Origin of the sequence: Candidatus Williamhamiltonella endosymbiont of Tuberolachnus salignus (genome assembly GCF_964019775.1) — a bacterium.
GTDB classification, from domain to species: domain Bacteria; phylum Pseudomonadota; class Gammaproteobacteria; order Enterobacterales; family Enterobacteriaceae; genus Hamiltonella; species Hamiltonella defendens.
This window is the reverse complement of sequence record NZ_OZ026471.1, coordinates 509,563-528,224: the sequence shown is the minus strand read 5'-3', so window position 1 is coordinate 528,224 and position 18,662 is coordinate 509,563. Positions and strand designations below refer to the sequence as shown.

Genomic DNA, 18,662 nt, shown 5'->3' with positions numbered 1-18,662 from the left:
TTTAAAAAAAAAGTAGTCGTAATGCATCCATTTTTGCTTTTCGTGATTTTATTGATTGCTGCTCTTTCTCCTAATTCGGCGGGTTCTGAGCAACCGAACGCCGGTATGATGTTGCAAGAAATGAGCACCGCCATTCGATCACTTAACTATGAATTTAATTACATTCAGGCTGATGAGCAAGATATTGATTCTTTACGCTATCGTCATGTTATCTTAAACGGAAAAACATTCGCTCAGTTACTGCGTATGGATCAACTTCGAGTTGAAGTACGTCAAAACAATGATCAAATCAGTTATTTTCAATCTGACTTAACACCTTTCACATTGCTAGGCACTCACATAGTAGATGCATTTCCTTCTGTTGTTTTTTCTGATTTTTCAATGCTTTCACAGTATTATCACTATATTTTTGTAGGGAAAATGCGTATCGCTGATCGTATATGTCAAATCATTCGAGTGCTTCCGAAAGAAAATAATAGATACAGCTACTTTATTTGGTTAGACGAAGTCACCAAATTGCCTATGCAAATCAATTTACTGAATCTGAATGGTCAAACATTAGAGCAATTCAAGGTTATTTCATTGAATATGGGCGATAACCTGACTTCTTTTGTGCAAAATTTAAAAAAAGCGCCTGTGCCTCCTTTAATGAAGCTTCCTGAGGAAGAAACCGTCAATTTTGATTGGTTTCCAAAGTGGCTGCCTGCAGGCTTTGTTGATATTCCTCCTAATGAACATCAACTGATGCATAAGAAAAAATTCTTGGCCTCTCGTTTTTATACGGACGGCCTGTTTAGTTTTTTGATTACTGTCTCCCCTGTGAATAAAAAAAATAATACCGAAAGTCATTTTCAACAAAGTCGTCGTACAATTCAAACTCAGGTGCGTGATCATATTCAGATGACCGTCGTTGGCGAAATTCCTCTTTCGACCGCTAAGCGTATTGCAGATAACTTAATTTTAAAAATAAATAAATGAACTATAAAAGAAATTTTTCTATTATTGCCCATATTGATCACGGAAAATCTACTTTATCTGATCGTATCATCCAGCTTTGTGGTGGATTAACAGAACGTGAAATGGCTTCACAAGTGCTCGATTCTATGGATTTGGAGCGTGAACGCGGCATTACTATCAAGGCCCAGAGTGTGACTTTGTATTATCAAGCTCAAGACGGTAATACCTATCAACTTAACTTTATTGATACTCCTGGCCATGTCGATTTCTCTTACGAAGTGTCGCGTTCTCTGGCAGCCTGTGAAGGCGCTTTACTGGTCGTAGATGCAGCTCAAGGGGTTGAAGCACAAACTTTGGCAAATTGCTATACCGCCCTTGAGATGAATCTGGAAGTGGTTCCTGTCCTCAATAAAATAGATTTACCGGCATCAGACCCAGATCGAATTGCAGAAGAAATTGAAGACATTGTCGGTATTGATGCGACAGATGCCGTACGTTGCTCTGCCAAAACAGGTATAGGCATCGCCGATGTTTTAGAACGCTTAGTGCGAGACATCCCTGCTCCGAAAGGGGATCCCAAAGGCACATTACAGGCTCTGATTATTGACTCATGGTTTGACAACTACTTAGGGGTAGTTTCTTTAATTCGCTTAAAAAATGGGACTTTACGTAAAGGTGATAAAGTTAAAGTCATGAGCACGGGGCAAATTTATAATGTAGAGCGCCTTGGTATTTTTACTCCGAAACGTTTTGATACAGACATACTCAATTGTGGTGAAGTAGGTTGGTTAGTGTGTGCGATTAAAGATATTTTAGGCGCGCCAGTGGGAGACACCTTAACATTAAGCCGGCATCCCGCTGAAAAGCCTTTGCCTGGCTTTAAAAAAGTCAAAGCCCAAGTGTATGCGGGCTTATTTCCCATCAGCTCTGATGATTATGAATCCTTCCGTGATGCCTTAGCTAAGTTAAGCCTGAACGATGCCTCTTTGTTTTTTGAGCCAGAAAATTCAGGCGCTTTGGGCTTTGGTTTTCGCTGCGGTTTTCTAGGTTTACTGCATATGGAAATTGTTCAAGAACGTCTTGAGCGAGAATATCATCTAGACCTGATTACCACGGCCCCTACTGTTGTCTATGAAGTAAAAACTGTAAAAAAAGAAATACTCTATGTGGATAGCCCCTCTAAGTTACCCGCATTAAGTGAGATCGAAGAGTTACGTGAACCTATTGCAGAATGCCACATTCTGCTACCACAAGAGTACTTAGGCAATGTTATGACCCTGTGTGTGGCAAAACGAGGGGTTCAAGTGAATATGGTGTATCACGGTCATCAAGTGGCTTTGACCTATCACATTCCGATGGCAGAAGTCGTACTGGATTTTTTTGATCGTTTAAAATCCACCTCCAGAGGTTATGCTTCTTTGGATTACAATTTTAAACGTTTTCAAGCTTCTGATATGGTGCGAGTGGATATCTTGCTCAACACTGAGCGAGTCGATGCACTGGCTTTAATCACACATCGTGATAATGCCGCTTCTCGTGGCCGAGAACTGGTAGAAAAAATGAAAGACTTCATCCCAAGGCAGCAGTTTGACATCGCCATCCAGGCGGCAATTGGTCACCACATTATTGCTCGGGCCACGGTAAAGCAATTAAGAAAAAATGTGTTAGCAAAATGTTATGGCGGCGATGTCAGCCGCAAAAAGAAGCTTTTGCAAAAACAAAAAGAAGGTAAAAAGCGCATGAAGCGAGTCGGTAATGTTGAATTACCACAAGACGCTTTTCTCGCTATTTTGCATATTGGAAAAGAGAGTAAATAGAAAATCAGGAATCAATAAATATGCCTAACACTTTCACCTCAATGGCCAACACCTTCACCTTGATTCTAGCGCTTGCCACCTTGTTGACTGGTATCATCTGGTGTATCGAGCGCTTTATATGGGCCCCTGCGCGCCAAAAAAAAAACGTGGCCATTTCTACTGAAACAGCAAGTGACATCATTCAACAACCGTGTTGGATAGAAACCGCTGTCTCCATTTTCCCTGTATTATTAATAGTATTTTGTGTTCGCTCATTTGTATACGAGCCTTATCAAATCCCTTCTGGTTCTATGATGCCAACGTTACTGATAGGCGATTTTATTTTGGTTGAAAAATATGCCTATGGTATTAAAGATCCCATCACTCAAACAACACTGATACCGACAGGCCACCCAAAAAGAGGGGATGTCGTTGTATTTAAATATCCTTTAGATAAAAAGGTAGACTTTATTAAGCGCGTGATTGGATTGCCGGGTGATCATGTCCGCTATGATCCTGTACGAAAAGAGGTCCATGTTCAGCCTTCTTGCCAACCTGATACTGATTGTGGTCATCAGGTGATGACCTATAGCACTGCTCAACCGAGTAATTTTGTACAAACATTTGTTTTCAACCGAGATAAAAATACCTCAACTGCTTTCCTTCAGATACCCCTTCAACAATCTGTACCAGACAATGGCATTCGCCAGAATGAGCGCATTGAGACTGCGGGCTCTGTAAGTCACCCTATTTTGATACTGCCAGGCACAGCAGATCAAATGCGTTCCTATTATAGGCAACAGGGGCAGCCTATTGGCTCTTGGGTGGTCCCTCATGGGGAATATTTTATGATGGGGGATAACCGTGATAATAGTGCAGACAGCCGTTTTTGGGGGTTTGTCCCTGAACGTAACCTGGTTGGCAAAGCCACTGCAATATGGATGAGTTTTGAAAAACAAGAAAATGAATGGCCGACAGGAGTACGTTTGAGTAGGATTGGGTCTATTGATTAAACTTATTTGACTTTCTGACTATTGAAAAAAGGCATTTTAACGTAATGTCTTTATGTATATTAACCGATTATAAATAACAATGAATTCTATTAATATCAACAGTCTAGAACTTAAATTGAGATATTCTTTTAAAGAAAGATCGCTTCTTCTACAAGCTCTGACTCATCGTAGTTTACACACGCAACACAATGAACGTTTAGAATTTTTAGGGGATTCTATATTAAGCTTTGTGATTGCAAATCAGTTATATCATCGCTTTCCTGAAATTAATGAAGGGAATATGAGCCGCATGAGGGCCACTTTAGTCAGAGGGGATACTTTAACTGAAATCGCTCGTGAGTTTGATATTGGAGCCTACTTACAACTCGGGCAAGGCGAACTCAAAACGGGTGGGGCTCAACGTGAATCTATTTTAGCAGATAGCATCGAAGCCATTATTGGCGCTATTTTTTTAGACAGTGATATTCAAACAGTAGAAAAAACCATTTTGCGGTGGTACCACAAACGTTTAGAACAGATTAATCCAACCCATCAGCAAAAAGATCCAAAAACACGTTTGCAGGAATACATGCAAAGCCACCAACTGCCGTTGCCTTTTTATCTGCTCGCTCAGGTTTGTGGTGAAGCACATGATCAAGAGTTTACTATTCATTGCCAAGTCAGCGGATTAGAGGAACTGGTTGTAGGAAAGGGCTCTAATCGCCGCAAAGCTGAACAGGAAGCAGCAGAAAAAACGTTGAAAAAGCTGGAATTTGAATGAAGTTAATACAAGATGAACAAAAAAAAACAGAAAACACCTATTGTGGATTTATTTCCATTTTAGGTCGTCCAAATGTGGGAAAATCAACACTGCTTAATCAACTTCTCGGGCAAAAAATTTCCATCACCTCTTCTAAAGCTCAAACTACCCGTCATCGCATCATGGGTATTCATACTCAAGGGTCTTATCAAGCGATTTATATCGATACGCCGGGATTACATATTGAAGAAAAACGGACTATTAATCGTTTTATGAATCGCGCCGCTCGCAGTGCGATTGGAAATGTAGAGCTGATTATTTTTATGGTGGAGGGGACACATTGGTTTCCCGACGATGAGATGATAGTCAATAAGCTCAGAGGAGTGACATGTCCCGTTTTATTGGCGGTCAACAAAATCGATCATGTCACAGATAAATCAATATTATTGCCTCATATTGCTTTTTTAAAGCGAAAACTGAGCTTTTTGGACGTCCGCTTTTTTGATTTGGTCCCTATCTCTGCAAAAAAACGAATACAAATTGATCGTATTGAGCAAATTGTACGTCAACACCTCCCTGAAGCGCCTCACCATTTTTCTGAAGACCACATCACAGATCGCTCTGAACGTTTTATGGCGTCAGAAATCATTCGTGAAAAATTGATGCGATTTTTAGGTGAAGAATTACCTTATTCTGTCACGGTTGAAATTGAAAAATTTGAAGTGAATGTTCGAGGGGCTTATCACATTCATGGCCTTATTATTGTTGAGCGAGAAGGACAAAAAAAAATTGTGATAGGTCATCGAGGGTCTAAAATCAAAACGATGGGAATTGAGGCGCGCCAAAATATGCAACAACTCTTTGGCACTAAAGTTCACCTTGAGCTCTGGGTAAAAGTAAAATCAGGTTGGGCCGATGATGAACGTGCATTGCGTAGCCTCGGTTACAGCGACGACCTAAGATAACCCGTTCATTTTATGCATCATCACTGGCATCGATCGTTTATTCTTCATCGCCGCTCTTATAGTGAAACCAGTTTAATACTGGATTTATTGACTGAAAACGAAGGGCGGATATCTCTGATCGCAAAAGGAGCACTTCGCCCTCGATCTGCATTAAAAGGCTATTTACAACCTTTTACGCCCTTACTTTTGCGTTGGAGCGGAAAATCAGCGATAAAAACCTTATGTGGTGCGGAACCCATTTCTATTGCCGTGCCTTTAACTGGCATTTTCCTGTACAGCGGTTTATATGTTAATGAGCTTTTATCTCGCCTGTTGCTACCAAATATTGATTATCGTGCGCTTTTTTTTGATTATCTCGACTGTTTGGAGGCATTAGCCAGTGCTCAAGATACATCGGAACGGGCACTACGCCGTTTTGAATTAGCACTATTAACGCATCTAGGCTACGGTGTTGATTTTCTTCATTGTGTAGAAACGGGCGAACCTGTGGTCGCTCAAATGACTTATCGTTATCAACATGAAATCGGCTTTATCAGAAGCCCGGAGGACGACTCTCTTGGTTTTACCGGCCATCAATTACAATCACTAGCCAAAGGTGCATTTTATGATCAAGAGACACTGAAAGCCGCCAAACGTTTTACTCGAATCGCATTAAAACCTCATCTTGGACATCGGCCTTTAAACAGCCGCTCATTATTTAGAAAATTTAACCTTTAGAAAAAAATTCACGTAGAATAAATTTGCGTTTTACGCTTTACTTTTAAAAATCAACCACAGATTTATGTGCCTCAATTTTTCAATTTGGGATAAAAAAATGGAAGAACTTGATGTAGTCAATCGCATTCATAACGCCGGAAGTTGGGTGATCGATAATCGTGATTTATTAATTGAATATGCCATCAATATAGTGGCTGTTGTTCTGATCATGATAACGGGCTCAATTGTGGCGCGAGTAGTTTCGAAGACGCTTAACAAGATGATGAAAAATCGAAGTATCGACGCCACGGTCTCTGATTTTTTATCAACCATGGTGCGTTACAGCATTCTGGCCTTTACCATTATTGCCGTGCTAGGACGGCTTGGGGTACAAACTGCCTCCGTCATTGCAGTCATAGGTGCTGCGGGCTTGGCAGTGGGCTTGGCACTACAGGGTTCTCTGTCTAACTTTGCTGCAGGCGTATTACTGGTGGCTTTTCGTCCTTTCCGGGCAGGCGAATTCGTTGACCTGGGCAGCGTTTCTGGCACTGTATTACACGTGCAACTGTTTTCAACGACCTTACGTTCTCCTGATGCAAAAATCATCGTCGTTCCTAACGGAAAAATTATCGCAGGTAATATTATCAACATCACGCGTGAACCTGAACGCCGGACTGAAATCATCGTTGGTGTCTCTTACGATGCGGATATAGATGTCGTTAAAAAAGTCCTGGGAGAGGTTATTGCCGCTGATCAACGTATTTTAGCGGATAAAGAAGTCATCGTACGTTTACACGAAATGGCGGCGTCTTCATTAAATTTTGTGGTTCGGGTTTGGACTCTTAACGCTGATGCTTGGCCAGTTTACTGGGATTTAATGGAAAATTTTAAACGAGCATTAGATACACACCAGATCGGTATTCCTTATCCACAAATGGATGTCCATCTTCACCAAATCAAAAAATAAATTTTTCGATTACAATAATCTGCTTATATTGAGGAAACAAAATGAAATTACATCAGCTTATTCATTCATTCATCGTTTTATTTAGTCTCTTCCCTATCATGTCAAAAGCAGATCAATGGCCCTCTGGGCCTTATGTTGCTACTTCAGGGATCGCAAATGTAGAGGCGGTTCCTGATATCGCCAACCTCATTATTAACGTGAATATATTGGCTAAAGATGCGGCTGATGCTAAAAAACAGGTCGATCATCGTGTTAACCAGTACTTTGATTTTTTAGAAAAAAATCAAGTAGATCAAAAAGACATTCATGCGGCTAATCTGATCACAGAGCCGGAATACGATTATCAAAAAGAAGGGAAAACTTTATTAAAAGGGTATCGAGCCATACGTGAAGTAAAGGTGCAATTACGCCAAATGGATAAACTCAATACACTGCTCGATCAGGCCTTAAAATTGGGATTAAATGAAATTCGAGCACTCAAATTCAGTGTCGCAGATCCAGATCTTTATCGTAAAAAAGCACAGCAAAAAGCCATCGAAAACGCCAAACAACAGGCGCAACTTTTAGCCCAAAGTTTTCAGTCTATCTTGGGGCCCATTTACAGTGTCCGATATCATGGAGAGGCTGCTTATCAGCCTAAGCCCCTTCTGAGCACCTACAAGACAGAAAACAGCATTTCATCTGATACCGCTTTGACTTATCAAAAACAAAGGATTCAATTTACAGATCAGGTTGATGTTGTATTTGAGCTTGAAAAAAAACATTAAGGTTTGTTTCGCTGCGATAAATAATGTTGAACTAAAACATAAAACATAGAAACCATAAGGCCTGCCATACCTGATAACAAAATAATAAAGGCAGATTGAGGTGAATCTTTTTTCACGGGTTCGTTAGGTTTTTGCAGATATTCGAAGGGGATGATTTTGATATCTGATAATTTTATGGACTGTAATTTCTCTAACTGTAATTTGGCCATAGGTAAATTTACATCATCATTAATTGACTTTCCTTTATTATCAATAATAAAGGAAAGTACACTTTTTTTTATGTTTATTTTATTTGTAATCTTGTTATTAAGTTTTTCGTCAAAAATAGCAGATATATAATTGATATATCCGTTTAATAAATTTTGAGCATCTTTAGCAGTATCAGCACTATAGGATAAGGTATAAAATACGTAACCTTTAAAGTCATTTTCTTTATTTGATTTTGAATATTCGATATGAATATTTTTAATAATATCAAGCATGAATTGATTTCTATTTTCTGGATGATCTTTTATTAATTTTTGAAAATAACTCGTATTAACTAAATATTTCTCTTTAAGAACATTTGAGTTAAATAATTGAATAAAAAGGGAAAGTAAATTTTTTTGATCAAAATTTAAAGAAATATCAAATAATTTTAATTTATAAGATAACAGTTCGAAAGGTTGCAGTTGATTGTCATCGATATAAGTAATTATAGCCTTACTGGTCCATTTTTCTGGCAATTTATAACATATCAGAGCACTCACAATCACAAAAAAAATAGTGATGAAAAAAATTTTTACTTTATTTTTAAAAAAAATTGCAAGCAAATCAATTAAATCAATTTCATCTGTTGAAGGTTTTAGATCTAATGTGTTTTCAGACATATTAGAATGCTTTTTTTGATGACAAAGAACATTTTGTATTTTTTGATCACTCATTAACCGCTCCGAATTTTAAGATGAATTTATTGTTAACAGAAAACTTTTTAAAAGGTTAATCGTGCCCAAATAGATCACGAGTAAACACTTTTTTTGATACATCGTTCAAATGATATGTAGGGCGATTTGCAATAATCACATCTGATTTATTTTTAAACCTGACCAGGTCCTCTATTACTTGGCACCCAAAAAACGTCTTTTCTTTTAAAACTGGCTCATAAATGACGATCTCAATACCTTTCGCATGAATGCGCTTCATAATCCCTTGAACAGAAGAAGTGCGGAAATTATCTGAGCCACTTTTCATAATCAAACGATAAATCCCCACTACTTCAGGCTTTTTTTGAAGAATGGCATCCGCAATAAAATCTTTACGAGTACGATTCGAGTCAACGATGGCCTGAATTAAATGCTGAGGCACGTCCTGGTAATTCGCTAGCAACTGTTTAGTGTCTTTAGGGAGGCAATATCCGCCATAACCAAATGAGGGATTATTATAATGATGCCCAATACGGGGATCTAAACTCACCCCTTCAATAATTTGTCTCGTATTTAGCCTATGGCTGGCCGCATAGGTGTCCAACTCATTAAAATACGCCACCCTCATCGCCAAATAGGTATTGGCAAAAAGTTTAATCGCTTCAGCTTCAGTGGCATCGGTAAAGAGAGTCTCAATGTCTTTCTTGACAGCCCCTTGTTTGAGTAAATTTGCAAAAATTTCAGCTCGTTGAGAACGCTCGCCCACTATAACCCGTGAAGGGTATAGATTATCATGTAGGGCCTTTCCCTCACGCAAAAATTCAGGACAAAAAATAATATTATCGCAGGCAAATTGCGCTTTTATTTTAGATGTGAAACCAACAGGAACGGTGGATTTAATCACCATCACTGCCTTAGGATAACAACGACTCACATCATCAATGATCTCTTCCACCGACTCAGTGTTAAAGCAGTAGGTCTTTGCATCATAATCAGTCGGGGTGGCTATTATGACAAAATCGGCCGCTTTGTAAGCCTCTTCTTTATTCAAAGTGGCCCTTAAATTGAGCGTTTTATGTTTCAGAAAGTGTTCAATATCCCCATCCGCGATGGGTGATTGTTTTGCATTAATCAAATCAACCTTTTCTGGCACGAGATCAAGCGTTACCACTTCATTATGTTGAGACAATAAAATAGCATTAGAGAGTCCAACATAACCTGTGCCAACGACCGCAATTTTCATTCAAATTTCCTAAATTCTTTAAGTCTATATATTTAATAATATTGATTATTTATATACAAATTATAATCAATCTTCATATGAGAAGTTCATATCAAATTATCCATGACATTCACTTCTTTTTGAGCAAAAGTTTCCCCACTTTAATGTGTGGCAGCTTGCTCTTGGCATTTCAACGGGTAGTTTAAAATTTATTCAGGTGCCAGGGCATCTATGGGATTGAGACGAGAGGCGTGACGAGCAGGTAGATAACCAAATACAATACCAATCATAGTAGAGCAGAAAAAGGCGATGAATAAAGCGATTGAAGAAAAGGTCAATGACCAGGTCGGTAAAAAAAATTCAACCGCAAACCCAATACAGAAAGAGAGCAGAATACCGATGGTTCCCCCTACTAAACAGACTAAAACCGCTTCAATTAAAAATTGTTGAAGCACGTCACTCGATCGAGCGCCTACTGCCATGCGGATGCCAATTTCACGAGTCCGCTCTGTGACCGAAACCAACATGATGTTCATCACACCAATACCCCCTACGACTAAAGAAATAGCTGCTACTAAAGACAAAAAGAGTTGCATGGTACGGGTAGTTTTTTCAGCTGTTTTCAATACTGTGTTTACGTTAAACGTGTAAATGTCTTTTTTACCATGGCGTAAAGTCAATAATCGTATTAATTGTTGCTCTGCTTCATTATTGTTATAACCCTCCTTGATACGAACTGTAATCGCATCAAAATAAGAGCGGCCGGTGAAGAGGTTTGTCATGGTACTGTAAGGTATCCAGATTCTTAAAGCATTGTTGTTTCCATACATAGATTGTTTTTCTTTAGCAATCCCAACAACGGTCATTGGGATATTCCCCACTAATATTTCTTTTCCTATCACATCTTTCGTCCGAGGAAATAAACGCCTTTGAGTATTTTTATCGATGACCACCACTTGGCTTTGGTCTCTCACCTGTCTTTCTAAAATCCTTTCTCCATTTTGGATCTTGATGCCGTAAGCCTTAAAGTATTGGCCTCCAACCCCTAAAATTGTGCTCGCAACATCTATATTTCCTGAACGAAGGCGTATGTTGCCTGAGATAATAGGAGAAATAGCACTGATATAGGATTGTGCCTGTAGCGCTGCAATATCCTCATAAATTAATGCCTGTCGATTACTGGGATCATCATCTCCGTAGTCCCTACCAGGGTAAATACTAATGGTGTTAGTCCCTATCGCTCTGATATTCGCTAAAACTTTTTGCTGAGCAGCATCCCCTACCACCAAAATTGAGACCACTGACGCAATACCAATAATGATCCCCAGCATGGTTAATGCGGTTCGCATTTTATTGGATAGCATGGCACGCCAGGCCATCAGCAATGCTTCATGAAGGCGGCCTACCCATTGCTGACAGGAAGCCTGTTCAACTGACGGGCTTGAGGGCTCAGGTGTTTTTTTAAGTTCTTGTGTGGGTTGATATCCTGAATCGGAAATTATCTCGCCGTCTTTAATTTCAATAGTACGATCAGCTTGATTTGCCACTTCAGGGTTATGTGTCACCACAATGACGGTATGACCTTTTTGTTGAAGCTGTTTGAGAATATTCATGACTTCAACACTGGAATGACTGTCAAGCGCGCCTGTAGGTTCATCAGCCAGGATAATTTGCCCGCCGTTCATCAATGCTCGCGCGATACTGACTCGTTGTTGTTGCCCTCCTGAAAGCTGATTTGGTCGATAGTTAATGCGTTCGCCTAATCCAAGACGGGTCAGCAGCGTGACGGCTCTTTTTTTGCGCTCATTTTTAGGAGATCCTGCATAGATAGCGGGTATTTCAACGTTATGGGCTGCACTCAGATGCGGGAGTAGATGATATCGCTGAAAAATAAAACCAAAATATTCACGCCGTAATATTGCCAAATCATCATTGTTGAGATCTACAACATTTTGCCCAGCAATATAGTAGGTCCCACTAGTGGCTTGATCCAGGCAGCCTAATATGTTCATTAAAGTGGATTTACCCGAGCCTGAAGCCCCTATGATCGCCACCAGTTCCCCTGAATAAATTTTTAAAGAAATATTTTTTAGTACATCAAGGCTTTCTTCTCCTGACTGATAGCTTCGTCTTACAGATTGAAGTTCAAGTAATAAGGACATTATATATCCTCAGAATTAAAACGGCTGATGATCACTTTTTCACCCAGCTTTAGGCCAGAAAGGATTTGTACATTCAGATTATTACGAATGCCAATCGTGACTTCACGCGTCTCTTCTTGATTTTTATTGTCTTTATCCTTAACTAAGACAGAGACCTGATAGCGGTTACCATCTATTTGATTGCCCAACGCAGATAATGGCATCAGCATAGCCTTTCGAGCTTCCGCCAATTGAATAGATACCTGAGCTGTCATTTTTAAACGTAATAAACCTTTAGAATTAGGGACTTCAAAACGTGCAGAATAAAAAATGGCATCATTGATGCTTTCAGGGGTCGGCTGAATATCTTTTAATACCCCCTCAAAATGTTTATTGGGATCCCCCAATATAGTAAATGAGATTTTTAATCCAGGTTTTAAATGAATGATATCGGCTTCAGACACTTGAGTATTGACTAACATCGTGCTCATATCAGCCAAAGTCAGGATGTTAGGAACCTGCTGAGTGGCAATGACTGTTTGCCCCTCCAGGGTAGTAATTTGCACCACTTCACCGCTCATGGGCGCAGAGATTTTGGTGTATTCTAAATTTAAATTGGCAGTATCCAGGCTGATTCTGGTTCTATTAATTTGAGCTTTAATCATCTCTATTTTTGCCTTTCTCACCGCTAAATCCGTTTCGGTTTGATCGATATCTTGCGGTGAAATCAGCTTTAGTCTGGCCAGATTTTTTTGACGATTTAAAGTTAATAGAGTTAATTTTTTTTCTGCTTCCGCCTGTGCCGATTGTGCATTCAGATCCTCTAAAGCGGCAGCCACTTCTTTGATTTGATTTTTTGCCTTTTGAGGATCTATCATTCCCAATAATTGCCCCTGCTTTACCTTATCTCCAATTTTGACATACAGGTGCTGAAGTTGACCACTGACCTGAGCACCGACGTCAACTTTTCGCAATGCATCGAGCTTACCTGTTGCGAGAACGCTTTGTACGATATCACCCTGGGTCACGGAGACCGTTTTATATTGAATTTCAGCCGGTTTCATTTGAAAACGTATGACAAAAAAACCCGACATCAGTAAAATGAGAGGGATAACTATCACTTTTTTATTGAGTTTTTTGAGCCAAATCAGATTCATTCGTTTCTCTTTTTTTATCTGTCGTTTATTTATATCTTTTTATCATTGACTTAACACTTTTCGTAAGCCAAGAACATATTGAGGTATTAATTCAATAGCGTATTCTATTTCTTTTTGGGTAGTAAATCGACCAAAAGAAAAACGAATGGTACTTTGGGCCAATTCATCACTGACCTCCAATGCACGGAGTACATAAGAAGACGTTACAGTGCTTGAGATACATGCGGAACCAGAAGAAACCGCCAAATCTTTTAAAGAAAGGATCAAAGCCTCTCCGTTGATTCCTCCAAAGCTGATGTTAAAAATGTGAGGAACTTTATTTTTGAGATCGCCATTCAGATAAATGTGATCAAGATGCTGAAGGCCATACCATAATTGATCACCTAAAATGTTCATTTTATCTGATTGTGCGGACATTTCTGCCTCGGCAATACGGCACGCTTCTCCCATCCCGACAATTTGATGAACAGGTAAAGTGCCTGATCTCAGGCCTCTCTCATGCCCACCGCCATGTTGAATAGGCTCAAGATGCACAGCGGGTTTTCGACGGACAAATAGGGCACCAATTCCCATAGGGCCATACATTTTATGAGCCGAAATAGACATGAAATCAACAGATAACTGAGATAAATTGATAGGCAATTTCCCTGCGCTTTGAGCCGCATCCACATGAAAAAAGATCCCTTTTTCGCGACAAATTCGACCTATATGCGCAATATTTTGTATCACGCCAGTTTCATTGTTTACGTGCATAACAGACACTAAAATCGTATTTTTTTTGAGCGCGGATTCAAATTTTTCTAAATCGATTAAACCATTACTTTTGGGTGACAAATAAGTCACCGAAAAGCCTTCCCTTTCAAGTTGTGCACAGCTATCCAAAACAGATTTGTGTTCTGTTTGGCAGGTCACAATATGTTTCCCTTTTTTTTTATAAAAATGTGCCGTCCCTTTAATGGCAAGATTGTTAGATTCTGTTGCACCAGAGGTGAAAATAATTTCGCGCGCATCCGCACCCAGTAATGAAGCAATTTGGTTACGCGCAATATCCACAGCCTCTTCTGCCTGCCAGCCAAAAAAATGAGATCTGGAAGCAGGATTTCCAAAGGTGCCCTCTATGGTTAAAAACGACATCATTTTATCGGCTACTCGTTTATCAACCGGTGTCGTCGCACAATAATCCAGGTAAATCGGGCGTTTCATGAAAATACCTTTATTTCTAACCGAGAATAACGCAGATATTTTATTATTTTTGCAATAACAATGTTGTAATAACGGAGTCGTTTGCAGGAGGGAAGCGTAGTGCTGATAGTTCGGATTTATTGACCCATTTGCCTTTCTGACCTTCATAACCACAGGGCTCACCTTCCCATTCTTCCACTAAATAAAAATAAAGACAGATGATGAGATCATCGTGAATCTCTTTTTTCATTTGAAGCAGAGAAGCACTTCGTACAGTAATACGAGTTTCTTCAAACAATTCCCTTGCTAATGCGATATCAGGGGTTTCGTTTTTTTCAATTTTCCCTCCGGGAAATTCCCAAAAACCTGCAAAATGTACGTTTTTATGTCGTTGAGTAATAAATATTTTTTTTTGTGTATCCTGAATAATCCCTATCGCGACATCAATCTTTTTTACCTCTTTCATGGGCCCTCTTATAAAACAGTAAAATTAATGGGGTATCTTGTGATCACTTAACATCACTGTCTGAGTAAACAGAATTCACTCAGTGTTGATAAAAACTGGGCGGCTCAGCGCGGTTGTTAAAGTAATGATTATCTTTTCTATCTTTTCTACGGCTTTTGACTCCCGGATTCACCAATTAAATACGATTACCGTGAGAGACTATCTGATTTGCTGAGACTGAATAATTTAATAAAAGGAATGTTCCCCACGCTGATGCTCTGTCAGATCTTTGACGCCTTTGAGCTCAGGGAATTGTTGCAATAATTCCTTTTCAATTCCTTCTTTTAAAGTGACATCTACCATTGAGCAACCATTACAACCCCCTCCAAATTGTAAAACAGCAAAAGCATCATCTGTAATTTCCATTAAGGTCACGCGACCTCCATGATTTGCTAATTGGGGATTAATTTGTGATTGCAGAACATAATCGACTCGTTCGATTAAAGGAGCATCATCAGCCACTTTACGCACTTTAGCATTCGGCGCCTTTAAAGTGAGTTGAGAACCCAGCTCGTCAGTCACAAAATCAATCGCCGCTTCATTTAAATAGGGTGCACTAATTGGATCAACGAAAACAGAAAACAGGTTGAATTTGAGATGAGTGTCAGCACTTTCAACGCTGTCGGCCGGGCAATAAGACACGCCACATTCGGCTGTCGGCTTACCAGGATTGACAACGAAAACGCGAATTTGCGTTCCTTCAGGTTGGCTGGATAAAAGTTTAACAAAGTGGTTTTGTGCAGCTTCTGTTATGGTAATCATCATATGTGAACTCAATTTAATTGTTTTACATTTTCTTTTTTATGATACGCGTATCAATGCCCGAACGACAAGGTGCGGCAAATACATAAAATTTGTAATGAAGCCACTCCTTCTTTTATAAGCAGCTCTGAGATTTCATTAATGGTGCTACCTGTGGTGACGACGTCGTCTACTAAAGCGACACTCTGGCCTTTTAGAGATAAATGAGATTGAAATGCCCCTCTTAAATTTTTTTTTCTCTTGGATGCGTTTAAATGTCGTTGTGATGGAGTGGGACGTAAACGAGTCAAACAATCCGATTGATAATCACAATTTAACCAACGAGCTAACGGGCGGGCTAATAGATCGCTTTGATTAAATCCGCGCCGCCAGCAACGTCTGACATGCAAAGGCACGCTGATAATGCGACTGGGTTTTTTTATGTTGCCATCACGCCAGAGATCTCGCCATCGTAGTAATAATAAACGAGCCAACACTAACGCTAAGGATGTCATGCCTTGAAATTTCATTTTTTGAATTAACACGCTTAAAGGTGGTTCGTAAAAACTGACAAAGGTAATGCTATTCCACAAGGGAGGTGCAATTAAGCAACGTCCGCAAGCTAAAGAAGGATTTGTTGAAGGCAAACCACATTGTAGACAACAGGAGCATAGCTTAGGCAAATGGCGCGTACAAACAGAGCAAAGCCCATGATGAGATAAATACAATGGCATCTGACATATCCAACAATGGCTAATAAGGTTTAACATAAGCATAAAATCTTTTTGACCAATAATCTGTATAATATACGGATGAAAAACCTATATAGATACAGCTGCGGCGAAGGAAAACTCGATTTTGTGATGTTGCACGGATGGGGAATGAATTCGAATGCATGGCGTTACATTATAAACAGATTCGGTTCGCATTTCCGATTGCATTTATTTGACCTCCCTGGCTATGGCTTCAGTCAGAGTGAAGAGAGTTTTACCCTTCCTGAAATATCAGAAACGGTTTTAAAAAAAGCGCCGCCACAGGCAATATGGCTAGGTTGGTCAATGGGCGGATGCATCGCCAGTGAGATTGCTCTGAGGTATCCTGAACGTGTTCTTGCTTTAATCACGGTTTGCAGTTCTCCTTGTTTTGTTTCTCAACATCAATGGCCTGGAATATCATGGCAGGTTTTGTCGTGTTTTGAACAAAAATTAGAGGATCATTTACAGAATACGCTAGAGCAATTTTTATTGCTTCAAACATTAGGCACGCTCAACAGTCAGCGAGATACAACATCTTTAAAATCTTTTTTATTCAGTCGACCTTTACCAAAAAAAGAAGTACTTAAAGCAGGTTTGAAAATATTACGGTATACCGACATGCGTGACAGCCTAAATGCTATTTCTGTGCCGTTTTTGCGTATTTATGGTAAGTTAGATGCGTTAGTGCCCTGTAAGATAGCTGAATTATTGGATGAGGCTTGGCCTCACACTGAATCTGTTATCATGCATCAGTCTGCTCATGTGCCTTTTATTTCTCATACAGATGATTTTTTAGAAGTGATACTGTATTTTTATCAGAAATATTTTTCTCATTAGGCTGCAATAATTTTACTGGAATACCCAGGTTTTATGTGATCAGTAAACTCTTTGTCAGTTAATCGTTCAATTTTACAAATTACTTTACCTAACGGAAGCACCACTATAAATTTTCTGGTCGGCTATTTCTTTTCAAAATAACTAGACATATGTGCCTGAAAACCGTAGTATCCCCCCCCGCAAAGGCGCGAGAGCGCCCGTAGCTCAGCTGGATAGAGCGCTGCCCTCCGAAGGCAGAGGCCTCAGGTTCGAATCCTGTCGGGCGCACCATTTTTATGGTGGCTATAGCTCAGTTGGTAGAGCCCTGGATTGTGATTCCAGTTGTCGTGGGTTCGAGTCCCATTAGCCACCCCAAAGTAATTCATGCCAAATAAATAAATTAAGATGCGATGGTGGCGGAATTGGTAGACGCGCTGGCTTCAGGTGCTAGTATCTTCAGGATGTGAGGGTTCAACTCCCTCCCTTCGCACCACAAAAAAATAAAATAAAAAGCGGCGAGTAGCGCAGCCTGGTAGCGCAACTGGTTTGGGACCAGTGGGTCGGAGGTTCGAATCCTCTCTCGCCGACCAAATTGATCATATTCAGCCGAACCAAATTAAACTCACCATGCGTCCAGTCACCCCTTGGGAAGCCCGATAAGAAAAAAATTTTTCTGGATTTTCGACCGTACAATCATTCCCACCATAAATGGCATCAACCCCAAGCGCTCGCAAACATAACCGAGCCAGACAATAAATATCTGCCAAATAACGACCATCATCCAAGGCTGTAAAAGCGAAAGCGGACTTTTTATCTTTAAGGATAAAAAGCGTGCGCACCTCCTCGCCTACTATGAAATTTTTTGGCCCGATTGCCGGGCCGAGCCATGCCATAATGGTAGAAGGCTGAGCACAAAATTGAGCCACCGTTTTTTCTAGGATACCCCTGCCAAGACCCCTCCAACCCGCATGAACCGCAGCGACTTCAATTGCTGCGAAACTGGTTAGGAGTACAGGCAAACAATCAGCCGTCATCACGGAGCACACTTGACCTGGCAGACGCGTATAAACGGCGTCTGCCTGTACTTCCTGAGTTCGCGATCTTCCCTCTAGATTTAAAACCGTATGACCGTGTACCTGATTTAACCAAATAGGCATGTGAGGTAGATCAGCCTCTAGAAACAATTTCTGGCGATTTTTTTCTACGTGATCACGATTATCACCCACATGAGTTGACAAATTGAAGGAATGATAAGGTGGCAAACTCACACCTCCCTGACGTGTCGTGCTGTAGGATCTGACGTTAATGGAGGCGGGCCAATCAGGAATGAGTAACATCTTT

Annotated in this window: 18 protein-coding genes and 4 tRNA genes; 13 read left to right on the top strand and 9 right to left on the bottom strand. The window is 40.1% G+C overall.

Annotation, left to right across the window (positions count from 1 at the left end):
* Nucleotides 1-21: 21 nt before the first annotated feature.
* From rseB to AACL23_RS02485, 8 genes are all read left to right on the top strand, one after another.
* Nucleotides 22-978, top strand: coding sequence for a sigma-E factor regulatory protein RseB (rseB, locus tag AACL23_RS02520; protein ID WP_100097075.1), 957 nt, complete (start codon nt 22-24; stop codon nt 976-978).
* Nucleotides 975-2,774 carry a translation elongation factor 4 gene (gene lepA, locus AACL23_RS02515; protein ID WP_171967653.1) on the top strand — a complete coding sequence of 600 codons (1,800 nt, stop codon included), beginning with the start codon at nt 975-977 and terminating at the stop codon, nt 2,772-2,774. The genes rseB and lepA overlap by 4 nt, the downstream gene beginning before the upstream one ends.
* 41 nt (nt 2,775-2,815) lie before the next feature.
* The gene (lepB, locus tag AACL23_RS02510) at nt 2,816-3,766 is read left to right on the top strand and encodes a signal peptidase I (RefSeq protein ID WP_339051548.1); all 951 of its coding nucleotides are present in this window, start codon (nt 2,816-2,818) and stop codon (nt 3,764-3,766) included.
* A 79-nt stretch (nt 3,767-3,845) separates the two neighbouring features.
* A complete protein-coding gene (gene rnc / locus AACL23_RS02505; protein ID WP_171967654.1) occupies nt 3,846-4,526 on the top strand; it encodes a ribonuclease III in 681 nt (226 codons plus the stop codon).
* The gene (gene era / locus AACL23_RS02500; RefSeq protein WP_095034389.1) at nt 4,523-5,470 is read left to right on the top strand and encodes a GTPase Era; all 948 of its coding nucleotides are present in this window, start codon (nt 4,523-4,525) and stop codon (nt 5,468-5,470) included. The genes rnc and era overlap by 4 nt, the downstream gene beginning before the upstream one ends.
* Before the next feature lie 12 nt (nt 5,471-5,482).
* Nucleotides 5,483-6,187 (top strand): DNA repair protein RecO, encoded by a 705-nt coding sequence (recO, locus tag AACL23_RS02495; RefSeq protein WP_015873113.1) that lies wholly within the window; start codon nt 5,483-5,485, stop codon nt 6,185-6,187.
* 97 nt (nt 6,188-6,284) lie between these two features.
* The gene (gene mscS, locus AACL23_RS02490; protein ID WP_095034828.1) at nt 6,285-7,133 is read left to right on the top strand and encodes a small-conductance mechanosensitive channel MscS; all 849 of its coding nucleotides are present in this window, start codon (nt 6,285-6,287) and stop codon (nt 7,131-7,133) included.
* A gap of 41 nt (nt 7,134-7,174) precedes the next feature.
* On the top strand, nt 7,175-7,900 hold the full coding sequence (locus AACL23_RS02485) for an oxidative stress defense protein (RefSeq protein ID WP_100096154.1): 726 nt from the start codon (nt 7,175-7,177) through the stop codon (nt 7,898-7,900).
* On the opposite strand, the gene AACL23_RS02480 is transcribed toward AACL23_RS02485, so the two are convergent.
* The 8 genes from AACL23_RS02480 to gntX all read right to left on the bottom strand — a co-directional run bounded on the left by AACL23_RS02480 (nt 7,897) and on the right by gntX (nt 16,520).
* The gene (locus AACL23_RS02480; RefSeq protein WP_100096155.1) at nt 7,897-8,823 is read right to left on the bottom strand and encodes a Wzz/FepE/Etk N-terminal domain-containing protein; all 927 of its coding nucleotides are present in this window, start codon (nt 8,821-8,823) and stop codon (nt 7,897-7,899) included. The two genes, AACL23_RS02485 and AACL23_RS02480, sit on opposite strands and share 4 nt — an antisense overlap.
* Nucleotides 8,824-8,878: 55 nt before the next feature.
* Entirely contained in the window at nt 8,879-10,045 is a 1,167-nt protein-coding gene (locus AACL23_RS02475) for a nucleotide sugar dehydrogenase (protein WP_095034386.1), read from the bottom strand.
* 188 nt (nt 10,046-10,233) lie between these two features.
* Entirely contained in the window at nt 10,234-12,186 is a 1,953-nt protein-coding gene (gene macB / locus AACL23_RS02470; RefSeq protein WP_100096157.1) for a macrolide ABC transporter ATP-binding protein/permease MacB, read from the bottom strand.
* Nucleotides 12,186-13,322, bottom strand: coding sequence for a macrolide transporter subunit MacA (gene macA / locus AACL23_RS02465; protein WP_015873118.1), 1,137 nt, complete (start codon nt 13,320-13,322; stop codon nt 12,186-12,188). The genes macB and macA overlap by 1 nt, the downstream gene beginning before the upstream one ends.
* 42 nt (nt 13,323-13,364) lie before the next feature.
* Nucleotides 13,365-14,525, bottom strand: a complete 1,161-nt coding sequence (locus AACL23_RS02460) for an IscS subfamily cysteine desulfurase (protein WP_339049940.1) — start codon at nt 14,523-14,525, stop codon at nt 13,365-13,367.
* 43 nt (nt 14,526-14,568) lie between these two features.
* Nucleotides 14,569-14,970 carry an 8-oxo-dGTP diphosphatase MutT gene (gene mutT / locus AACL23_RS02455; RefSeq protein WP_015873120.1) on the bottom strand — a complete coding sequence of 134 codons (402 nt, stop codon included), beginning with the start codon at nt 14,968-14,970 and terminating at the stop codon, nt 14,569-14,571.
* Nucleotides 14,971-15,195: 225 nt separating this feature from the next.
* Entirely contained in the window at nt 15,196-15,771 is a 576-nt protein-coding gene (nfuA, locus tag AACL23_RS02450) for a Fe-S biogenesis protein NfuA (protein ID WP_100103694.1), read from the bottom strand.
* A gap of 53 nt (nt 15,772-15,824) precedes the next feature.
* On the bottom strand, nt 15,825-16,520 hold the full coding sequence (gene gntX / locus AACL23_RS02445) for a DNA utilization protein GntX (RefSeq protein ID WP_015873123.1): 696 nt from the start codon (nt 16,518-16,520) through the stop codon (nt 15,825-15,827).
* Nucleotides 16,521-16,562: 42 nt separating this feature from the next.
* Here gntX and bioH point away from each other — a divergent pair, with 42 nt between their 5' ends.
* The 5 genes from bioH to AACL23_RS02420 all read left to right on the top strand — a co-directional run bounded on the left by bioH (nt 16,563) and on the right by AACL23_RS02420 (nt 17,911).
* Nucleotides 16,563-17,342 (top strand): pimeloyl-ACP methyl ester esterase BioH, encoded by a 780-nt coding sequence (gene bioH / locus AACL23_RS02440; protein ID WP_100097077.1) that lies wholly within the window; start codon nt 16,563-16,565, stop codon nt 17,340-17,342.
* A 193-nt stretch (nt 17,343-17,535) separates the two neighbouring features.
* A tRNA-Arg gene (locus AACL23_RS02435) sits at nt 17,536-17,612 on the top strand.
* Nucleotides 17,613-17,620: 8 nt separating this feature from the next.
* A tRNA-His gene (locus tag AACL23_RS02430) sits at nt 17,621-17,696 on the top strand.
* A gap of 32 nt (nt 17,697-17,728) precedes the next feature.
* A tRNA-Leu gene (locus AACL23_RS02425) sits at nt 17,729-17,814 on the top strand.
* 20 nt (nt 17,815-17,834) lie between these two features.
* Nucleotides 17,835-17,911, top strand: a tRNA-Pro gene (locus AACL23_RS02420).
* A 12-nt stretch (nt 17,912-17,923) separates the two neighbouring features.
* Here the strand turns inward: AACL23_RS02420 and pgeF are convergent.
* Nucleotides 17,924-18,658 (bottom strand): peptidoglycan editing factor PgeF, encoded by a 735-nt coding sequence (gene pgeF / locus AACL23_RS02415; protein WP_339051545.1) that lies wholly within the window; start codon nt 18,656-18,658, stop codon nt 17,924-17,926.
* Nucleotides 18,659-18,662: the final 4 nt, after the last annotated feature.

What these genes read in the sequence shown, in the direction of transcription:
- era (WP_095034389.1), top strand. Translation starts at nt 4,523, where the DNA reads ATGAAGTTAATACAAGATGAACAAAAAAAAACAGAAAACACCTATTGT.
- bioH (WP_100097077.1), top strand. Translation starts at nt 16,563, where the DNA reads ATGAAAAACCTATATAGATACAGCTGCGGCGAAGGAAAACTCGATTTT.
- macA (WP_015873118.1), bottom strand. Translation starts at nt 13,322, where the DNA reads ATGAATCTGATTTGGCTCAAAAAACTCAATAAAAAAGTGATAGTTATC.
- gntX (WP_015873123.1), bottom strand. Translation starts at nt 16,520, where the DNA reads ATGTTAAACCTTATTAGCCATTGTTGGATATGTCAGATGCCATTGTAT.
- AACL23_RS02485 (WP_100096154.1), top strand. Translation starts at nt 7,175, where the DNA reads ATGAAATTACATCAGCTTATTCATTCATTCATCGTTTTATTTAGTCTC.
- macB (WP_100096157.1), bottom strand. Translation starts at nt 12,186, where the DNA reads ATGTCCTTATTACTTGAACTTCAATCTGTAAGACGAAGCTATCAGTCA.
- lepB (WP_339051548.1), top strand. Translation starts at nt 2,816, where the DNA reads ATGGCCAACACCTTCACCTTGATTCTAGCGCTTGCCACCTTGTTGACT.
- AACL23_RS02460 (WP_339049940.1), bottom strand. Translation starts at nt 14,525, where the DNA reads ATGAAACGCCCGATTTACCTGGATTATTGTGCGACGACACCGGTTGAT.
- rnc (WP_171967654.1), top strand. Translation starts at nt 3,846, where the DNA reads ATGAATTCTATTAATATCAACAGTCTAGAACTTAAATTGAGATATTCT.
- nfuA (WP_100103694.1), bottom strand. Translation starts at nt 15,771, where the DNA reads ATGATTACCATAACAGAAGCTGCACAAAACCACTTTGTTAAACTTTTA.
- mutT (WP_015873120.1), bottom strand. Translation starts at nt 14,970, where the DNA reads ATGAAAGAGGTAAAAAAGATTGATGTCGCGATAGGGATTATTCAGGAT.
- recO (WP_015873113.1), top strand. Translation starts at nt 5,483, where the DNA reads ATGCATCATCACTGGCATCGATCGTTTATTCTTCATCGCCGCTCTTAT.
- lepA (WP_171967653.1), top strand. Translation starts at nt 975, where the DNA reads ATGAACTATAAAAGAAATTTTTCTATTATTGCCCATATTGATCACGGA.
- mscS (WP_095034828.1), top strand. Translation starts at nt 6,285, where the DNA reads ATGGAAGAACTTGATGTAGTCAATCGCATTCATAACGCCGGAAGTTGG.
- AACL23_RS02480 (WP_100096155.1), bottom strand. Translation starts at nt 8,823, where the DNA reads ATGAGTGATCAAAAAATACAAAATGTTCTTTGTCATCAAAAAAAGCAT.
- rseB (WP_100097075.1), top strand. Translation starts at nt 22, where the DNA reads ATGCATCCATTTTTGCTTTTCGTGATTTTATTGATTGCTGCTCTTTCT.
- AACL23_RS02475 (WP_095034386.1), bottom strand. Translation starts at nt 10,045, where the DNA reads ATGAAAATTGCGGTCGTTGGCACAGGTTATGTTGGACTCTCTAATGCT.
- pgeF (WP_339051545.1), bottom strand. Translation starts at nt 18,658, where the DNA reads ATGTTACTCATTCCTGATTGGCCCGCCTCCATTAACGTCAGATCCTAC.